Below are 20,696 nucleotides of genomic sequence, written 5' to 3' on the forward strand. Positions count from 1 at the left end.
AAACGTAGTTTGATATTTTAAATTACCCCAATAAAGATTAGCGGAAAACAAGCAAATCGATACAAAGGCGGTTAGCGTAAACCTGATGCATTTGTAGCGGAAATTTGGCAGTAAAATCGTTAATATTTATATGGAAGTCAAAGTAAATGTACAAATCACCTGAAAACAATTTATATAGCCGAAATATCAATAATAATCAAAAAAAAAGCTATAATTGAATTATAGCTTTTTGATTATCAATGATATATAACAAATTGGAATTTATTTATATATATAAATTTGTTTCGTGATTTATTGGGGGATATATCTTTTAAATCGTTGTGATCGTTTCAATCTGCATTATTTTAACCTCAAATTCCTCATTTGGAACGATGGATTTGTTCTTGATCTTGGTCTTGTAAGTATTGATTGTATTCACAGAATATTCAAGAATCTGGGCAATTTTTCCGATATCGTGTATGCCCATACGTATGAGAGCAAAAATCCTAAGATCAGTGTTCAGTATTTCATCGTCTTTTAACTGTATCCTGTCCTCCGGCTTGAATAATGTATTGAACTCTTTTACAAAATGAGGGAATAGTCTTAAAAAGGCTTTATCAAAGTTCTTTAACAGGTCTTCTTTTTCTTTACGAAGATTGATATTGTTTACCAGAAACTTAATTTCATCGATCTTTCTGTCTACCAATTTTTGTTCAACTGAACGCTTGAACCTTTCAATTCGATTAAAGAATTCAGAATTAGCATTAAAGAAATACCCGATATATTCTTCTTTGATCTTATTAGCTTCTGATAACTTGTTATTCAGCTCAGATAGCTTATTATTGGTTTCGGCTAGCTGTTGGTTGATCTCATGTTCTTTTTGACTGGCTTCTGAGATTATTTTTTGAGCTTGTTTTAGCTTTGCAACTTGTTTATACACCGTATAGGCAAGGAAAATAACGGCTATCAATAGAATGGTCATCACAAACGAATAACCGATCAGTATCTTTTTTTGCGATTCAACCTGACTGATTTTTTCAGCTTCGATCAACGGAAGAATGGCAATTAACTGAACCTTACGTTGTCGGGCACCGTAAAATGCAGCATCTTTAATAGCATATTCAATAAACTTGGATGCATTTTTAATATCTCCTTTTTTATAAAGTAGCTGTGCCAGGTTATACATGGCTGATGTTTCTTTTGTAGAAGATTTAATATCTGCTATGGCGGCATCTATCAGCAATGCAATGGCAGAGTCAATGCTACCCTTTTGAATATAGATATCACTTAAAGTAGACGCAACCAGTGCCAGCTCGTGATCAGTTAGGCCCCCTTTTTTAAGCATCGACTGAAAATTGGCTTTTGCCTGAAGCATATTACCCAATCTGATATCTTTCAAACCTGTATAGTATGAATATGAAAATGATGGGATCGGAAAAAGCTTTAGCGCTGAATCGAGACATACACCACCTGCTTTATTATACAACGGAGCATAGTAATTATCTCTTGCATAATCAGCTAGATCGTAATAATACCTTGCTCTTAGCGAATAGTATTCCGCTTTTATTTTATCGCTAACATTGCCTAATGCAAACGACTGCAAGGAATCTGCCGATTCTTTGAATAAGCCGGAAGAAAGCAATGTGAAATTTAAAATGATACTTGAATGCGCAATTCTTTCAGGATCATTTATTTTGTAGGCAATTTTCTGACACTTAACTGCATACTCATAAGCAGAATCATATTTAAAAACTTTATAGTACTCGTATAATTGGTTGCTTAATTCGTATTGAGTCAACAAATCGTTTGGCGAAACAAGATGCATTCTTTTTTGCAAACTATCAATAGTCTTTTCAATTGCTTTGTCATAGCTGCCGGCATCCTCCATTATGTTGTTCAACTCATCGAAATTATATACTTCGGAAGATTGAGAAAAACCCTTTAGAGAGAATATCAAAATTAGGGAGACAGATGTAAAAAATTTAATCATAGCAATAAGTAAAGGTTACGTTACACACTTAGCATTATCAAAAATGCACAATGAGTTTTCGGCGGCAAATTATCTAAAATAAAAATAAATCAACTGTAAGTTAGTAAATATTTTTTAATGAATTGGAAACAGATTCAATATATATATATATAACAAATTTAAAAGAGATTTCGAATTTAAAAGAGCTGATCATATTTTCAATAATAGAATTTAATCTATTGAAAATCAAAATAAAATAAAATACATATTTACATAAAATACAATAGAACCAAAAAGAGTCGCTGAATTTTATTTATTAAAAATATTGGGTTCTTTTTATAAAATTGAGATACCGGAGCACTATATATTTGTCTATATATTTAAGGGTTAATCAAAAAAGCCCCCGACAAATCGGGGGCTTTTTAAATAATGTAAAATGATCTTTTTTTAATTTCCTGCTGAACCTCTTGTCCAAAGATCTGAAATTTCAGTTTGCGAAAGAGCTTTATTAAATAACCTTGTATCATCAATTGCAGCACCGGAAGGAAGGCTTGTATTTTGCCATGCAGAAGAGCTTGTACCACCGGAAGGGAACACAGCCGGGCTGCCAGAATAATTGAATGTACCAAAGGTAACTTGTTGTCTTCCTGTTCCGCCAAAACTTGAAGTAGCAATCAATTCAAATTGCTCATTTGCCGGTATAACGGCAGTTGAAATTGTCTTTGCTCCTTTGTACACTCCATTACAATAGTATTTAATTTGTTTGGTACCACCTGTTGTATCATACACCATTGCTAAAAATGCCCAGGCAGTTGGAGCGGTTTTAAAGTCAGCTGCTGTTCCTTCACGAAATGCATCGCCGTATGTTGAATGTACACCTGAACCATTTACATGCGATATTGTACCATCAAGATCTAATGAGTCATTCGCAAAATGACGGAAAGTATACGCAACCAAACCCCAAATATCATTTATGTTTCCATTGATCTGCCATAAAGAAGTAAGATTGGTAGCAGTTGGCACTTTTGCCCATGTTGTAAAAGTAAAACCTGCAGCTAAAGCATCAGGTTTATTGATATTCGTAATGGTTGGGTAAACCAGATAACCATTATTGAAACTGGCATAGCCCCCTATCTGTCCGCCACTTGCGTTGTTTGTAACTGTACCTCCTGTAGTTGGTAAAACACCAGAAATAGCCTCCGCTTTAGTGTTATCAAAAGTCCAGTGTGCAATCAGGTTGGCAGCAGCAACTGTATTAGAACTTGGTGTCGGAGGTGTTGATGAAGTACCGGTACATATATTATACCATTGAGTGCCTCTGAATATTTCAACACAGGTAGCCGTGGTATTAAAGATCATCATCCCTGCCGTAGGATTAACAATCAAATCTCTTTGAGCCGAAGTCATACGGGGAGGAATAAACGCTTTTGTTGTAGAACTGAGCTCAAGTACACTGGAAGTGTTTGGGGTATTTGTACCAATACCTACCTGAGCAAATACCAACGAACTTAAGACGCTGCAAAAGAAGGAAGTAAAAATTAATTTTTTCATGATGGCAAATTTTGTTTAGTGTTTGGTAAAATCTTATATAAATATACTTATATATTGAGTTAAGTAAAGAATTAGTTAGTGGTTGATGACAACTTTTTTACCTGCATTCACCATTATGAAACTACTTGCATCAACCGTCAAACTCCTGATCGTCGGGTCAGAATTGATCACCACATAAGCGCCACTTATAACAACATCTGTATTACTATCAGGCAAAACACCACAACTCCAGTTTCCCGGCGTTTCCCATGAGGTATTTATACCTCCTATCCAACGATTTACAAATCTTAATGTAAATGCATTGCTATTATTTCCATCTACCACACAACGATACCGATATGCATTCATAGAGGAAGGAAGTGCATTCAATTGTAAAGCCATGGTATTAGTCCCGGCATAATTTGCATTATTTGTAATATTGGCAAACCCTGTGCCTGCATCTACCTGCCACTGGTAATTTGTACCAATGAGGTTAGATGTTAGTATCGTACTAACACCTGAGCAAAGTTGATAAAAAAAGCCGCTACGTGATGCTGTTGAATAAGCTGTAGTTACATTTATGTTTCCGGTTTGTCCGTTGGCAACGATAGCTGTAATAACTGAATCGGAAATAACCGTAAACGATGATACGGCTACTCCTCCAAGACTTACTGCCGATGCGCCTGTAAAATTTTTACCCAATATTGTAACCGTTGAGCCCGTTAATCCATACGTTGGCGAAAAAGAATTGATAAAAGGCGGCTGAGTTACACTTACATTCGTAAAAATTCCGTTTGCAATGTTACCATCGTTATGTGAGGTAACAGCCATACCTACATAAATAGTAGCTGACATCTCAATTGAGATCGTTCCCAATTGTGTCCACGTATTTCCATCTGAAGAATAATACCCGGTAATTACATTTCCTGCTCGTACCAATTTCAACCAATATGGTGTCGCAAAAGTGTTGCCGCCGTTATTGGTAGTTACTCCTGCCACAGTACTTCGATATTGAAAGTTGATCCCATTTGATGGTGTGATAACAATCGTTGCATTTTTTGCCGTTGCACCAAGACCATCTCTTATCATCAATCCTGCTTTGGCCCAAACATTAGTGTTATCAATTGAAAGAACTTTGGCAATAATGGTAACATCGCCGGTTATAGGCTGATATGCATATTGAAATGCATCTGTTGTACCATATATATCTGCTCCCGAGCCGCTCACTTTGAATGTATCAAGATTATAGCCTGCAGATCCTGCGGCAGCTCCTACATGTGTGCTATCCCACGGATCGGGCAATGGTGGCGGCGGTGTATACGTTGTTCCAAGCAACAAAGCCTCAGCTGCACCCATTTGCAATGACACCATATAATAAAATGCCTGATCCAGTCTTGCCTGCTCTGTTGCATTACCGCTATAAAGTTTTCGTTGATCGTACAATGTATCTACTAATTCAAGATCATGCTGATTCAAACCACTTACACCTAATTTAGTTTGTATAGATGTAAGGAAGCTGTAACCAAATTCAACAGTAGGTTCAATCATGGTTCCTTCTCCATAATCATTCCAAGTATTTAATTGTATGTATGGAAGATTTTTTGATAACGCAAGATCAAGTGTTGCATTGAATGTTGCTGTGCCGTTATGTGCAATCTCCCAGTTGATGCCATCGGCAGCTCCCCCTTGCGTATAATAATCCTTAAAGCCGGGATATGCCGAACCAATTTTTGATGGAAATGAATTGTTGTTATAAAAATTATTTAATCCGGTTAAGTAATCACTGTAGATCCATGCAAAATAACCACTTGCATTTGTTCCGGCATTATAATTATACCACAAGGGAAAGAATGATGGTTTGGGACTTAGATCACTGAACACATTTGTCCAGTTTGATTCGCCTGACAATCCTTGCGGACCAAAATCTAGCAACAAAGGTTTGTTATTATATTTTTCATAATTAGATTGTGAAAAATAATTTGTTTGCATATACGCCATATCAGCTTTCGCTGTAGCAATTTTATCTGTTGCATTATTCAATGTTGCATCTTCATAAACAATTGAATAATTCAATCCAACTTTTTGAAGTAATGCAATTAGTTTTTCTGAATTCGCTTTGTTCTTTGGGTAATCGAATTTATTTTGTGTACCATACCAATCGATCATTATCCCATCTATACCGGCTAATTTTATCAATAGCAGCTGGTACTCTACAACATCAGGATTACCGGAAGCATAAGGACCGATCTTAGGATAATACCATGCAGCAATATCACGTTGGCCGTTTGGCAATATGTTATCGGGATTTTTAGACACCATTTTCCAGTGATATCCCCAGGTTCCACCATTAGAAGATTTAGTTTCGAACCATGGCATAACATGTACAAATACTTTTTTTGTGTTTGATTTTGTTACAGGCACGGGGGCATAAACTGTTTGAGCATTAATAGAATTAAAAACAATAAAATGAAGAAAAAGAATTAACAGAAATTTTTTCATAACAGCATTCACACAATCTTAGCAACTATTCTTTACCGAAGTTATATCAGCTTGAAAAGAAGCTGTATCAAAATAACCAAACAATTCAGGCAGGGACAATTATTATCAATCTTGTATAAATAATATTTCCAAAAAATTATAAAAATTTGATTTTTGATACTGACTATCAAAATCTTACAGATAAATTATAAAAAAAACTATATAACTGAATTAATCTTCCTCAAATACAAAAAGTATTTTTTAAAACACGAAAGACAATTGATATAAACATCAATCCGATTTTAAAATGAATGCACCTAACTGATCAAAAAAAAAGATTTTGGAAATATTGGTTGAACAAAAAATTGATAACAAATAAACATATTAGCATAGTAACGGCATAGCATGTTGCGTCAATTCATACGCATTGTTCTTAAAAATTATTCCCCAATGTTTATTATGGTACTTAAAGTTATAATGTATTAGTTCGGGTGATTTTTGGTTATTTTGCAACTAAATTTTCTGCCATATTTTTTTAGATACCCCTCACCGTATTATAATAAAGATTGTATGACTAAACATATAGTAACCTCTTTCCTACTTCTAATAGCTTCGTTTTATAGTTTTTCTCAATCTACCCAACCATATAATTTAAAAGAGTTAGATATTGCCATTGCTGATGCCGACAAATATGATCAGAAATTTTTAAACTCGATCGACAGTTTAAAATCGAGACTAAAACTTACTTCTACTAATGACTTGATAACCCAGTATGATCTGAGCAACCAGATATACAATTACTATAAAGTTTTCAAATATGATTCGGCATATGACTATGCGTTTAAATGTCAAAAAATTGCCTACCAATCAAACGATCCAGAAAAAATAGCCGTTTCAAGTATTCAGTTAAATTTTACTTTACTTTCATCAGGCTTATTTAAAGAAGCATCTGACTCACTGGCCCATATTGATATAAGTAGGGTAAACGATAATATTAAAGCAGAATATTACACCGTTAAAGCAAGATATTATTATGACCTTGCAGACTATACACAAGACAATTACTTCTCTCCTACATATACAAAAACGGGCACGATATTTTTAGATTCTGCCTTAGCATTGTATTCACCAAAATCTTTTTCATACCTGTACTACTCAGGATTAAAAGAATTCCGTTTAACCAATTTAGGCAAGGCCGAAGAATATTTTACAAAATTAATTTCGAATGGAGGCCTTACTCAGCATGAGTTTGCGCTTACAACCTCAACACTTAGTGCAGTTATTTATTTTCAAAAGGGAAGTATTGATTCTGTTATTTCATTATTGATAGATGCTGCCATTGCGGACATCAAAACTTCTACAAAAGAAACTTCGGCCATGTATAATCTGGCACAATATCTTTTTAAAAAAGATCAAATAAAAAGCGCATCGAAATATATTGATTATGCGATGAAGGATGCAGATTTTTATGGTGCCCGTCAACGCAAGGTTCAGTTGATAACAGTTTTACCTTTAATTGAAGCCGAGAAAATCAATCAGGTAGAGTCACAGAAAAAAATCCTTATCGCCTACTCTATTGTAATGACGATCTTATTATTGGCTGTTATTTTTCTTGCTTATACTGTTTACAAACAAGTTGCAAAATTAAAATTAGCGCAAAAAATAATTTCCGAAGCAAGTCAAAAAGAACATGAGATCAATGAACAGTTGAACGAAACAAATCTTAAGCTGCAGGAAATGCATGTAAAAGAGCAAAAAATAAATGAAGCATTAACTGAAAGCAATAACAAACTATCCGAATCAAATAAAATTAAGGAAGAATACATAGGTTACTTCTTTAATGCCAACTCCGAATTTTATAATAGAATCGAACGCTTTAAGAGAACTGTTGATCAAAAGCTACGTGACAGAAAATTTGATGAAGTGAAGCATCTCGTAAACCAGATCAATGTTAAAGATGAAAAAGAAGAAGCTTTGAGAAATTTCGACAAAGCATTTTTAAAATTATTTCCAAATTTCGTTGATCAGTTTAATTTACTGTTCAATCCGGAAGACAGGATCATTTTACCCAATCGTGAAATATTGAACACAGATCTGAGAATCTATGCGTTGATCAGATTAGGAGTAAAAGACATTAATAAGATATCTGAGATACTGGAATACTCTGCTAATACCATTCACAATTACAAAAGCCGGATAAAGATCAAATCCATCGTTCCAAATGATGAATTCCTACAACGGATCATGAATATAGAGTCTTAGTAATCATGACAAAAAGTCTACACAACAAATGCCGGTGATACTGCTTTATTTTAAAGATTCTTTACCCACACCGGAGTATTTAATCCTTCGCTTATCGGTTCTACTAAAAAAAATCACTTTTCAGTAGCAATTAATTTTCCTTTTATTTTATATGCAAAATATTTTAATATATTTTTATTGTATTGAATATCATTCAATTGAATATTTATATTTTATAAAACCAGAGGTTTTTTCTGTACTATGAATATATAATTTGCTATGCCCTTTACAGTAGGATAAATTTGTTGAGTAAATAAATTAAGCAAATACTTCGGAAGATAATCTGAGAAGATTCATCACTTCATCTTGTCAGTTTTCTTAGATTATTTACAATGCCTGTTTAACTAATTAATTAACGATTGCCAGAAACAGCCTCAGTTAAACTGAGACTAAAAATCTATTCTAATCTTGTCATATTATGTTCTTATCCCAAACCAAAAAGCTGCTGACCCTTTTCACGATCCTTTGTGTACATGTAATTACAGCAACTGCACAACAAACCCCATTGAAAGTCAGCGGAACGGTAAAAAATGAAAAAAATGAAGCCGTTCAAGGTGCTACTATTGAAGAATCGGTCAACAAGAAAAAAACACTAACAGATAGTAAAGGAAACTTTACGATTGAGACAACCGATAAAGGGGTGATCAGCATTTCATATGTGGGTTATGAAACCATACGCACTAATGCAAAACCTAAACTTGTTATTGAATTAAAACCTTCATCCAATGTATTGGGAGATGTTGTGGTGATCGGTTACGGTACTCAAAAAAAGAAAGAATTAACAGGTGCCATTGCTACCGTAACTGCAAAAGATTTTCAAAAAGGGAATATTGTAAGCCCTGAACAATTGATAGCAGGTAAAGTAGCAGGCGTTTCTGTTACATCAAACAGTGGCTCTCCTGGTTCGGGTAGTACCATCCGTATCCGTGGCGGTGCTTCATTAAATGCAAGTAATGATCCATTGATTGTTGTAGATGGTGTACCATTAAGCGGTAATAATATTTATGGTGCTGCAAATAGTTTGGCACTCATCAATCCAAATGATATTGAGTCATTCACTGTACTGAAAGATGCAGCCTCTACAGCCATTTACGGTTCAAGGGCTTCAAACGGTGTTATTTTAATTACAACAAAAAAAGGTGCTTCGGGCAAACCAGTCTTTACTTTTACAACACAAGTATCGGTATCGAAGATCAGAAAATATGTAGATGTAATGTCTGCCAACGAATTTAGGAACTATGTTGATTCATTAGGGACTGAAATGTATGATGATGTTCATACATTTAAATCTTTACTCGGTACTGCAAATACCGATTGGCAAAAAGAAATATATCAAACTGCACTAGGAACGGATAATTATTTAGGCATTGCAGGTTCTATAAAAAAACTGAATTTGCCATATCGTGTTACGCTAGGTTATTACAGACAAGATGGTATTCTTAAAACAGATAACCTTCAACGTATTACTGCAGGTATTAGTACTTCGCCAAAATTCTTTGATAACCACTTAAGAGTAGATATTAATCTTAAAGGTGCTGCAACCAATACTCGTTTTGCAAATAATGCCGCTATCAGTTCATCGGTATATTTCGATCCTACACAACCGGTTCATGTACCTACTGATATTGATAATTATTATGGTGGTTATTTCGAGTGGACCTCTTATGTTCCGGAAGATGGCAATTATACTTTGAATAAACTTGCACCAAAAAATCCGGTTGCTTTATTGTATCTCTATAAAAACACCAGTACAGTGCAAAGAAGTTTCGGCAATATTCAGTTTGATTACAAATTTCATTTTCTACCTGAATTAAGAGCCAATCTGAATCTTGGTTATGATGTGGCTAAAGGTAGTGGAACTATATTGGTACCAAGATATGCAGCTCAAAACTTTTTAGAAGCAGGACAACGTAATAAATATTCGAATCACATCAATAATAAAGTCGGTGAATTCTATTTGAATTATACAAAAAATCTAAACTCGATCAAAAGTAATATCAATGTAACAGCAGGTACAGGTTATTACAATAATCTTTCTATCAATGATAGCTATTACAGTTACAGATACAATGGAGATTCTATTCCGGGCACACTCAATCCGAATGATAAGCCCGAGAATACACTCATCTCCTACTACGGCCGTTTGATCTATACATATAACACAAAATATATTTTAGCAGCTTCAATACGTACAGATGGTTCTTCAAGATTTGCTAAAGAAAACCGTTGGGGCACATTCCCTTCTATTGCATTAACATGGAGACTTAACCAGGAGAAATTCTTCAGTGGTGCTAAAAAATTATCTGACCTCAAACTTCGTTTAAGCTATGGCGTTACCGGACAGCAGGATGGCATTCCTAATTATGGTTACCAATCAGTTTATACATTAGGGCAAAACACTTCACTTGTACAATTTGGAGATACCTATTATCAAATGGGCACTCCCAATGCATATGATAAGTCGATCAAGTGGGAACAAACAAGCGCATTCAACATTGGGATCGATTTTGGATTTCTTAATAATAAAATATCCGGAAAAGTAGATTTTTATAAAAGAAGAACAACCGATTTGTTGAATTTCATTCCACTTCCTGCAGGATCTAATTTTACAACCTTTATCACAACGAATATTGGAACGATGGATAATCAGGGGGTTGAGTTAACCCTGAACTATACCCCTGTAAAAACAAAGGACATTGTATGGGACCTTAGTTTAAATGCAGGATACAATAAAAATAAAATAGTCAAACTAACGGCAACGAGTGATTCATCTTACCCGGGCACACAGAAATCAAACGGCATACAAATAAACAGCGTCGGATATGCACCGGAATCATTCTATGTTTATCATCAGCAATATGATGCAAAAACTGGCAAGCCTATTGAAGGTGTTTACAGAGATATCAATGAAGATGGAATTATAAATGAAAAAGACCTCTATCGTTATCAATCATCCGTTCCGAAATATGTACTTGGGTTCACAACAGAAGTGAGTTATAAAAAATGGAGTTTGAATACAGTATTAAGAGCCAATATCGACAATTATGTTTACAATGGCATCAGTACAAGTGCCATCAAAGCAGCCATTTTTAATCCTTTAGGCTTTGTTCAAAACAGTTTGAAGGATGTTACCTACACAAGCTTTCAAAACGGACAAAACTTATCTGACTATTACATAGAAAATGCCTCTTTCTTAAAAATGGATAATATTCAGATAGGATACAATTTTGGAAAAGTATTCAACAACAAAGCAGATCTTAAAATAAATGCCAACTGTCAGAATGTTTTTACCATTACAAAATATACAGGATTAGATCCGGAGATATTCGGTGGTACCGATTATGTTCTATATCCGAGACCAAGAATATTTGTATTAGGGCTGGCACTTCAATTTTAATTATTTAATTATTGTTTTATGAAAATGCGTTATATATATATTTCAACAATGCTTGTTGCAACAGTGTTTACATCTTGTCATAAGGATCTTGACCTTGCTCCTGCTAATTCAACTAATGCCGAAGCTCAATACAGTACGGCGCTGGGTTATAAGCAAGCATTGGCAAAGGTTTACGGAAGCTACTCTTTAATCAGCAGTACAGGTGTAGGCAATTCAGATGTGTATCAACCGGGCTTGGGTGGCGATCAAGCCCCTACCGATTTCATTCGTGGCTACTGGAATATGCAGGAGTTGACAACTGATGAAGCTGTTTGTGCATGGAACGATCCGAATCTTCAAAGCTATCATAATTTTAGCTGGACATCGAGCAATCCGCTCATAACGGCAGTGTATGCCCGCTGTTTATTTCAGATAACAGTCTGTAACGAATTCATTCGTGAATCATCTGATGCAAAAATTGCCGCAAGAGGTTTCACCGGTGCAGAAGCTACAGATATAAAACATTACAGAGCAGAGGCAAGATTTTTAAGAGCCTATCAGTACTGGGTACTAGCCGATTTGTTTGGCAACCCACCTTTTGTAACTGAAAAAGATCCTATCGGAAAATATATTCCACCGCAAATAAAAAGAGCTGATCTTTTCAATTACATAGAAACTGAATTAAAAGAAATAGATCCGGAACTTGTTGCTCCAAGATCTAATGAATATGCAAGAGCCGATCAAGCTGCAGCCTGGGCTTTGCTTGCAAGATTGTATTTAAATGCAGAGACTTATATCGGCACCCCTAAATATACCGAAGCAATTACTTACGCATCAAAAGTGATTGGCGCCGGTTATACACTACTGGATAATTACAGTAATTTATTCAAAAGCGATAATAATCTTAACAACAACGAAGTAATACTAGCTATTGCTTATGATGCCGAAAGATCTCAAAACTATGGTGGAACAACTTTCCTTATCAACTCTGCACATGCAAACAATGATCTGACCGACCTAAATGATTTTGGTATACCTAAAGGTGGGTGGTTAGGAAACCGTGCTACTAAAAATTTGCCAATGACTTTTGGAGACTACACAGGTAATACAGATAAAAGAGCTCTTTTTAAAAGCAGCGGTAATATTGAAGTTGGAAGTGTTTTGAATTTTTCTAACGGATTAGAAGTACACAAGTTCAGCAATATCACTTCCGATGGATTGATACCAAGTTCTCCAAATGGTGTTCTGGCAAATACAGATTTTCCTTTATTCAGATTAGCTGAAATGTACCTCACGTATATTGAAGCGGTAAAACGTGGCGGAACAGGAGGTAATACAATTACTGCATTAAGCTATTTCAATGGGCTTAGATATAGAGCATATGGTAATACTTCAGGCAATGTGGGAAGCAATTATACATTAGACGATATACTAAATGAAAGACAGCGAGAACTATATTGGGAATGTTTTAGAAGGACTGATCTAATCCGTTTCGGCAAGTTTACCAGCAGCACTTATTTATGGCCATGGAAAGGAAGTGTAGCCGATGGTACAGGTGTAGATGATCATTATAAACTATTCCCAATACCTTCAGCAGACAGAATATCGAACACAAATCTTAAACAAAACGACGGATATTAATTTTATCATAAAAAATTGATTTTCAAATAAATAAAATTATAATTTGAAATTTTATTGAATATAATTCAGCTCACATCAACTATATGAAAAAAAATCTTTTATACGCCCTTTTACTGCTATTATCGGCTTGCAATAAGTTCCCCGATTTTCCGGAAGACCCCGTAAAACCGGGCACCGATAATGAGAAGCCATTACCGGCTCAATACGGCACTCCCTTTGCCAATGTTCCGGATCCGAGAGACGCTGTGATCTATGAAGTAAACATGAGAGCCTTTAGTTCAACAGGTAATTTCAACGGAGTAAAAGCCCGGTTAGATGAAATAAAAGCATTAGGCGTAAATGTGCTTTATTTGATGCCGATACATCCTATCGGTGTTTTAAAAACAGTAAACTCTCCCTATTGTGTAAAAAATTATGAGGGCATTAATAGCGCTTTTGGCAATTTAGATGATCTGCGTACACTTGTTGCAGAAGCTCATAACAGAGACATGGCAGTTATCTTCGATTGGGTAGCCGATCATACTGCATGGGATCATCCATGGATCGCTAACAAAGCATGGTATAAACAAAACTCTGCAGGTGAGATCATTTCTCCGCCAAATACCAATTGGACAGATGTGGCTCAACTCAACTATGGCAATGCCACAATGAGACTGGCTATGATCAGAGAAATGAAATACTGGATATTCAATGCTAATATCGATGGTTACCGTTGCGATGCAGCTGACTTTGTTCCGGTCGATTTCTGGCAACAAGCTAATGACTCATTGAATAACATAACTACACATAAATTATTATTGTTTGCCGAAGGAACAAGAGACGATCACTATACCGCTAAATTTCAAATGAGGTACGGTATGGAGTTTTATTACACCTTGAAAGATGATGTTTTTGCCAATGGTGAAACAGTAAAATTGATAGACAACCTAAATGCATCTGAATATGCAAGTGCTATCCCGAATGTTTCTCAGGTGGTAAGATATATTACCAATCATGATGTAAACCTTGCTGAAGGTGTGCCACAGGATTTCTTCGGAGGAATTAAAGGATCTATTGCAACATTTATGGTGGCCGCATACATGAAAGGTGTTCCAATGTTTTATAACGGACAGGAAGTTGCCTGTCCTACCAAACTGGATTATTTCAATACCAGCACTCCTATTAACTGGAGTATTAATGCAAGCACATTATCAGAATATAAAAAGATAATGGCTTTTAGAAAAACGAACGAAGCGTTGAGAAGAGGAACACTTACTTCTTACAGTAGCAATGATGTTTGTGCATTTACAAAAATATCTGGAGCACAAAAAGTTTTGGTATTGGTGAATCTTCGAAACAGTACGATCAACTATTCGGTACCGGCAGCCCTTCAAAACACATCATGGCAAGATGCTTTTGATAACACGGCAACAACTGTTGGCACAAGCGTTTCGTTGCAACCTTACAGTTATCTTGTTTTAAAAGTAAATTGATCAGACTGATCATAAAAAATATAATCTCTTTTATGAAAAAAATATTTAACCGTTTTTTCGTTGTTTCATGTACGTTAGTGCTGTTGGCATCTTGTAAAAAAGAAGGAGCAAAAGATCTTGTAGATGGTAGTTTTCCTGACAATGCATTATCTAGTTCAACAAATACTATTGTTTTGTCACAGGCTAGTGAATCGGCTGTGGCAGCCACTTTCAACTGGCTGGCTTCAAGTTACGGACCATATGCGCTGGTAGGTACATATACATTACAAATTGATATAGGTACTGATGGATGGGCTACTCCGCTGGAATTTACTTTAACCAGAGATTCACTTGAAAAGAAAGTGATCGGCAAGGTTTTGAATGACTTCTTGACCGCTAAAGGCTTTACCGCCGGTACTCCAAGCACATTCTTAGCACGAGTGAAATCGGATATTTCTCAATACAACGGATCTGCTTCTTCAATAGAAACAGTATATTCTAATACACTCACAATTACCGCTACAACATACGCAACAACTTTGCCTCCAAGTAATGGTTATTTATATGTTGTAGGAGGTTATCAATCATGGGATCCTTCTTCTGCACCAAAGATCAATGAAGCTAAGCCGAAAAAATTCGAAGGTTTTATCAATTTCCCGGCAAGCAGCAGCGACTTCTATTTCAAATACACAAGTGCGCCTGATTGGGATCATACTAATTATGGCAACAGCAGCACTAATGGCATCTTTACTATTTATGTAAATCCTATAACGCCAGATCCACCGGCAATGGCTGTTCCTTCAGCTGGATATTATTATCTAACTGCTAACATCGACCCAGCTGTTAAAGCATGGACCGCCACCAAAACAACTTGGTCGATCATTGGTGACGCTACTGCAGGTGGCAATGCCTCAGGATGGAATACCGATATTCCAATGACATACGATGCAGGTACAAAAAAATGGACTGTTACCGCAAATATGTCGGCAACAGGTTCCTTCAAATTCAGAGCAAATAATGCATGGGTTTTAGATTTTGGTATTGCTGCTGGTGCACCTGCTGGAAAACTGTCTTGGTCAGACAATCCGCTTTTAGGGTACGATGCGTCGATTAACAATCTTACCGTTGCGGAAGATGGCAATTACACGATCACACTTGATCTGAGTAATTCTGGCAACTACACCTATACGGCGATAAAGAATTAATTAAAAAGCGATTTAAATTTTTAGACCATCTATATACAAGCAATCAAGGTCGGCTATTTTTATAGCTGGCCATTTTTATGGATTTCCGGTCAAAAATCTTCTTAAAAACAAAATAGCCTGAAAATACTTGATTTACAGGCTATTAATTATTCAGCGGAGAGAGAGGGATTCGAACCCCCGGACCTGTTACAGTCAACGGTTTTCAAGACCGTCGCAATCGACCACTCTGCCATCTCTCCGCGGCAAAAGTACGTTGCGGATAAATCAATTCCAAAAAACTAGCAAAAAACAAGCTGATTTTTTCAAATTTGTCTATTTCTTCCCTCCATTCCTTGCTTTTTTACTTAAAAGTTGTATTTTACAAGAACCTAAAAACTGCCATATGAACAAAAAAGTTTCCGACGTACTTTCAAGAAAAGGAATCAGTTTAATTTCTGTTACCCCCGATACATTGGTTTATGATGCCCTCAAGATCATGTCTGACAAAAACATAGGTGCTGTAATGGTTTTATCAGGAGATGAATATGTGGGGATAGTAACCGAAAGGCATTATGCCCGTAAAGTAGTTTTAAATCACAAAGCTTCTACCAATACTGCAGTGTCGGAGATCATGGCAACAGATTTTCCTGTTGTTACTCCTTCCGATAAAGTTGACCATTGTATGGAGTTGATGTCTGATAGAAATATTCGTTACTTACCCGTATTTGAAAATGGAAAAGTGCTCGGAATTCTATCTATCAACGATCTAGTAAAAGAAGTGATTCTCTCACAACAGGAAACCATCAGCCATCTAACCAATTATTTACATGCCGGACAATAATTTATCGGTTGCCACATTGGGCAATGGTTGTTTTTGGTGCACCGAAGCTGTCTTTCAACAATTAAATGGCGTTACAAAAGTTGTGAGTGGCTATAGTGGCGGCAGTGTCGAAAATCCCACTTATAAGCAGGTATGTACCGGCACTACCGGTCATGCAGAATGTTTGCAAATAACATACGATCCTTCTGTTATCAGCTTTGAGGAATTGCTGGAAGTATTTTGGAAAACACACGACCCTACTACATTAAATCGTCAGGGCAATGATGTGGGTACACAATACCGCAGTGTGGTTTTCTATCATAATGATGAACAGAAAGTAAAAACGGAACAATACATTGCACAATTAACAGCCAATCATACATACAGCGATCCTATTGTTACTACATTAGAGAAATACACAATTTTTTATCCTGCGGAAGATTATCATCAAAACTATTTCAATCTAAATGGTGATGAAGTCCCCTATTGTCGTTTTGTAGTAAGACCAAAGGTGGAGAAATTTCAAAAAATGTTTAAGGATAAGATCAAGCACTAATTAGCCACTACTCTTTTTTAACGTTTCGAAGCTCCAGTAAGTTTAAACTGTTAGGATGAAAATTTTTGACATTGGTTTGGGCAAGGTGAATGACCATATCATACCACAGCGGTACTACCGGTGCATTTTCAATAACCATTCTATCCATTTGCTGATATAATTTGTATCGAAGAGAATCGTTCCTTTCAGCAATAGATCTTTCATACAATTCATCGTAGGTTTTATTATTGAACCTTGTATAATTTGGCGGAGCCGGATTCTTACTATAAAAAAGACTTAGATAATTTTCTGCATCCGGATAATCAGCTATCCAGCTCCCTCTAAAGAATAAGGCCTGCTGCTTAGACGTTTGTTGTAATAACAAGCTTTTCTGTATTGTTTCCACTTGTATTTTAATCCCTATGTGCTGCAACTCATTTGCAATATAACTGCCGAGATCAGCGTATATGGGAATGGTCAATAACTTAATCACAGGCAGGTCTTTCCCATCAGGAAAACCGGCTTCTTTCAATAGCTGCTTTGCTCTCGCTACATCATAACTATATCCAACAAACGAAGGATCAAATGAAGGAATGCCCTTAGGGACAAATCCATTTTCTGCTGAAGTACCGATAGAATTACGCAGGTAAAGGATCATCTTCCTTCTATCAAAACCATAATTAATGGCTTGTCTTATTTTTTGTAAACGCAAAGGAGAGTTTTTCACCAATACATTATTGGTATCTACCAACATCCCTAAATATTCAATATTGAGATAAGGAGATTTTTTAAAGTTGATCTTACCGCTCCACTCCTTTTTAAGATTCCCGGTTTTCGTAAGAATTTCATCTTTAAAAGATGCATCCAGGTCATTGATAAAATCCAGTCTGTGTTGTTGAAACTCTAAGAACTCTGTTGCCTTACTATCAAAAAAAGAAACCTTTATCCCATCTAGATATGGTAGTCGATTACCTTGCTCATCTTTTTCAAAATAATTGTCATTCTTCTTTAAAACCAATGCCTGTCCTTCTTCCCAAGCTACAAACTGAAACGGGCCGGTACCAACCGGGTGGCGGCGAAAATCATTCCCGTATTTTTCTACTGCCTCCTTTGGAACAATAGAACAATACTGCATACTCAAAATACCCAGCACAGGATAAAATGGTTTGATCAATTTCAATTGAAAGGTAGAATCGTTTAAAGCTGTAAATGCATTTATCGTATCCACTCTGTTATTAAATATCCAAGCACCCGGACTTGCAACAGACTTATCAATAATTCTTTTAAAACTATATACGACATCATTCGCATTCAGCAACCTGCCTTTTCCGCTAGCAAAACAAGGATCGTTATGAAAACTCACATCAGTTCTTAAATGAAAAACAATAGAGAGATTATCTTCACTGATGGCCCAGCTTTTTGCAAGTGAAGGCACAAGTTGTAAGCTACTATCAATCTCTAGCAAAGTATTGTATAACTGATGTACGGGCCATACAATAGCCTGATTTTTTGCAAAGGCAGGATCTAAAGAGGCAATGCCGGATTGTTCGTTGTAATGAAATATCTTTTTATCGGGATGTTGATGGGTTTTGCAGGAACTAAAGAATGAAAAGTGAAAAATAAAAAATAAAAAGTATAGCAGTCGGTAGCTACGGTTTATTATGATATTATTATATGAATGGTTCATTAAATACAATAAAAGAAAACTAAATTAGCATATAATAAACAAACAGTAATGAAACATTTATTAAGAGGCCTACTTGTTTTTCATTTTTCATTTTTCACTTTTCATTATTCCAATGCTCAATTTACTCATGCTGATACATTACGTGGAACTAATGGACCGGGAAGAGATTGGTGGGATGTGTTGAGCTATAATGTGAATGTAGAATTTAATTTGGAGGATAGTACTATAAGTGGATACAATAACATTGAGTTCAGAGTTTTAAAAAACAAAGGATATATACAGATTGATTTGCAATCTCCCTTAATGATTGATAGTGTACAACACAGTTTTCCTTCATCCGTAAATAAACCGGGTATGACAAAAATTTATGGAACAGCGATGTATTATAAGGGTGATATTAAAAATGACGGGAATGCATATTTTATAAACATTGGCACACATAAACCGAAAACTACTGAATACCTAACTATTTACTATCACGGCAAACCACGTATTGCTATTCACCCACCATGGGATGGCGGCCTCATTTGGAAAAGAGACAAGAACAATAACCCTTGGATCAGTGTTGCCTGCCAAGGTTTAGGTGCCAGCGCATGGTATCCTTGTAAAGATTATCAGGGAGATGAACCCGATAAAGGCGCTTCATTTACTACTACACTACCCGATTCTTTAACCGTTGTTTCTAACGGCAGACTTATCGGTAAAAGAAGCAGAGAAGGTATTACTACTACAACATGGGAAGTAAAAAATCCGATCAACAGTTACAACCTCGTGCCATACATCGGCAAGTATGTACACTTTGGCGAAACATACAAAGGCCTGAAAGGCAATCTGGATATGGATTACTGGGTATTAGATTATAATCTTGAAAAAGCCAAAGAACATTTTAAAGATGCCAAAAGAATGATGAAAGCATTTGAATACTGGTTTGGCCCCTATCCCTTTTATGAAGATGGCTATAAGTTAATAGATGCTCCCCACCTCGGCATGGAACACCAAAGCGGTATTGCTTACGGCAATGCATACCTGAACGGCTATCATGGTCAAGACCTGAGTAACAGTGGTTGGGGGCTTAAATGGGATTTTATTATTATACATGAAAGCGGCCATGAATGGTTTGGCAACAATATCACCACAAAAGATATTGCTGACATGTGGGTGCATGAAAGTTTTACCAACTACAGTGAGACTTTGTTCACTGAATATTATTACGGCAAAGAAGCAGCCAATACTTATGTGCAAGGCACAAGAGCCAATATTGAAAATAAGAATCCGATCATATCATCTTACGGAGTTAACAAAGAATCGGAAACAACAGATATGTATTACAAGGGGGCTAACATGATTCATACCATCCGACAGATCATCAACAACGATTCATTATTTAGGAAGATATTGACTGGAATGAATAAAACCTTCTATCATAAAACGGTTACTACAAAAGAAATAGAAAATTATATCAGCAAACAATCAAAGATCAATTTCAGTAAGGTATTTGACCAGTATTTAAGAAATATTGAGATACCTATTTTGGAATATAAAATTGATGGTTATAAACTTCAATACCGATGGACGAATTGCGTCAAAGGATTCAACATGCCGTTGAAGATAAATTTCAAAACCAGTCAATGGATCAAACCTACTGAAACATGGAAAACATTGAAGTCATATCCCGAAGGTGATCCTAACTTTGCTGTAGATAAAAATTTCTACATCAATACAAAAAAGGTAGAGTAATTTAGCAG

General features: G+C 35.9%; 12 protein-coding genes and 1 tRNA gene. 8 read left to right on the forward strand and 5 right to left on the reverse strand.

Annotated features, from left to right (window positions below; translation table 11 throughout):
* Positions 1-310 precede the first annotated feature (310 nt).
* The 3 genes from ACQ33O_RS10480 to ACQ33O_RS10490 form a co-directional block, all read right to left on the reverse strand.
* The gene (locus ACQ33O_RS10480; RefSeq protein WP_430995532.1) at positions 311-1,969 is read right to left on the reverse strand and encodes a DUF6377 domain-containing protein; all 1,659 of its coding nucleotides are present in this window, start codon (positions 1,967-1,969) and stop codon (positions 311-313) included.
* Between the two features lie 426 nt (positions 1,970-2,395).
* Positions 2,396-3,499, reverse strand: coding sequence for a hypothetical protein (locus ACQ33O_RS10485; protein ID WP_430995533.1), 1,104 nt, complete (start codon positions 3,497-3,499; stop codon positions 2,396-2,398).
* Positions 3,500-3,574: 75 nt separating this feature from the next.
* Positions 3,575-5,977: a hypothetical protein gene (locus ACQ33O_RS10490; RefSeq protein WP_430995534.1), complete on the reverse strand. Its 2,403-nt coding sequence runs from the start codon at positions 5,975-5,977 to the stop codon at positions 3,575-3,577.
* Between the two features lie 549 nt (positions 5,978-6,526).
* On the opposite strand from ACQ33O_RS10490, the gene ACQ33O_RS10495 reads away from it, so the two are divergent.
* The 5 genes from ACQ33O_RS10495 to ACQ33O_RS10515 all read left to right on the forward strand — a co-directional run bounded on the left by ACQ33O_RS10495 (position 6,527) and on the right by ACQ33O_RS10515 (position 15,930).
* The gene (locus ACQ33O_RS10495) at positions 6,527-8,218 is read left to right on the forward strand and encodes a DUF6377 domain-containing protein (protein ID WP_430995535.1); all 1,692 of its coding nucleotides are present in this window, start codon (positions 6,527-6,529) and stop codon (positions 8,216-8,218) included.
* A 457-nt stretch (positions 8,219-8,675) separates the two neighbouring features.
* The gene (locus ACQ33O_RS10500; protein ID WP_430995536.1) at positions 8,676-11,654 is read left to right on the forward strand and encodes a SusC/RagA family TonB-linked outer membrane protein; all 2,979 of its coding nucleotides are present in this window, start codon (positions 8,676-8,678) and stop codon (positions 11,652-11,654) included.
* 18 nt (positions 11,655-11,672) lie between these two features.
* A complete protein-coding gene (locus tag ACQ33O_RS10505) occupies positions 11,673-13,274 on the forward strand; it encodes a RagB/SusD family nutrient uptake outer membrane protein (RefSeq protein WP_430995537.1) in 1,602 nt (533 codons plus the stop codon).
* 83 nt (positions 13,275-13,357) lie between these two features.
* Positions 13,358-14,746 (forward strand): alpha-amylase family glycosyl hydrolase, encoded by a 1,389-nt coding sequence (locus ACQ33O_RS10510; protein ID WP_430995538.1) that lies wholly within the window; start codon positions 13,358-13,360, stop codon positions 14,744-14,746.
* A gap of 32 nt (positions 14,747-14,778) precedes the next feature.
* Positions 14,779-15,930 carry a SusE domain-containing protein gene (locus tag ACQ33O_RS10515; RefSeq protein WP_430995539.1) on the forward strand — a complete coding sequence of 384 codons (1,152 nt, stop codon included), beginning with the start codon at positions 14,779-14,781 and terminating at the stop codon, positions 15,928-15,930.
* Positions 15,931-16,084: 154 nt separating this feature from the next.
* On the opposite strand, the gene ACQ33O_RS10520 is transcribed toward ACQ33O_RS10515, so the two are convergent.
* Positions 16,085-16,169 (reverse strand) — tRNA-Ser (locus tag ACQ33O_RS10520).
* A 143-nt stretch (positions 16,170-16,312) separates the two neighbouring features.
* Between ACQ33O_RS10520 and ACQ33O_RS10525 the strand changes: the two genes are divergently transcribed.
* The gene (locus ACQ33O_RS10525) at positions 16,313-16,750 is read left to right on the forward strand and encodes a CBS domain-containing protein (RefSeq protein WP_430995540.1); all 438 of its coding nucleotides are present in this window, start codon (positions 16,313-16,315) and stop codon (positions 16,748-16,750) included.
* Positions 16,737-17,285 (forward strand): peptide-methionine (S)-S-oxide reductase MsrA, encoded by a 549-nt coding sequence (msrA, locus tag ACQ33O_RS10530; protein ID WP_430995541.1) that lies wholly within the window; start codon positions 16,737-16,739, stop codon positions 17,283-17,285. The genes ACQ33O_RS10525 and msrA overlap by 14 nt, the downstream gene beginning before the upstream one ends.
* A gap of 7 nt (positions 17,286-17,292) precedes the next feature.
* Here msrA and ACQ33O_RS10535 read toward each other — a convergent pair whose 3' ends face one another.
* Complete coding sequence (locus ACQ33O_RS10535; RefSeq protein ID WP_430995542.1) at positions 17,293-18,951, reverse strand: ABC transporter substrate-binding protein; 1,659 nt, start codon at positions 18,949-18,951, stop codon at positions 17,293-17,295.
* Between the two features lie 48 nt (positions 18,952-18,999).
* Between ACQ33O_RS10535 and ACQ33O_RS10540 the strand changes: the two genes are divergently transcribed.
* Positions 19,000-20,688, forward strand: coding sequence for a M1 family metallopeptidase (locus ACQ33O_RS10540; RefSeq protein WP_430995543.1), 1,689 nt, complete (start codon positions 19,000-19,002; stop codon positions 20,686-20,688).
* Positions 20,689-20,696: the final 8 nt, after the last annotated feature.

Source organism: Ferruginibacter sp. SUN002, assembly GCF_050611725.1.
GTDB lineage: Bacteria > Bacteroidota > Bacteroidia > Chitinophagales > Chitinophagaceae > Ferruginibacter.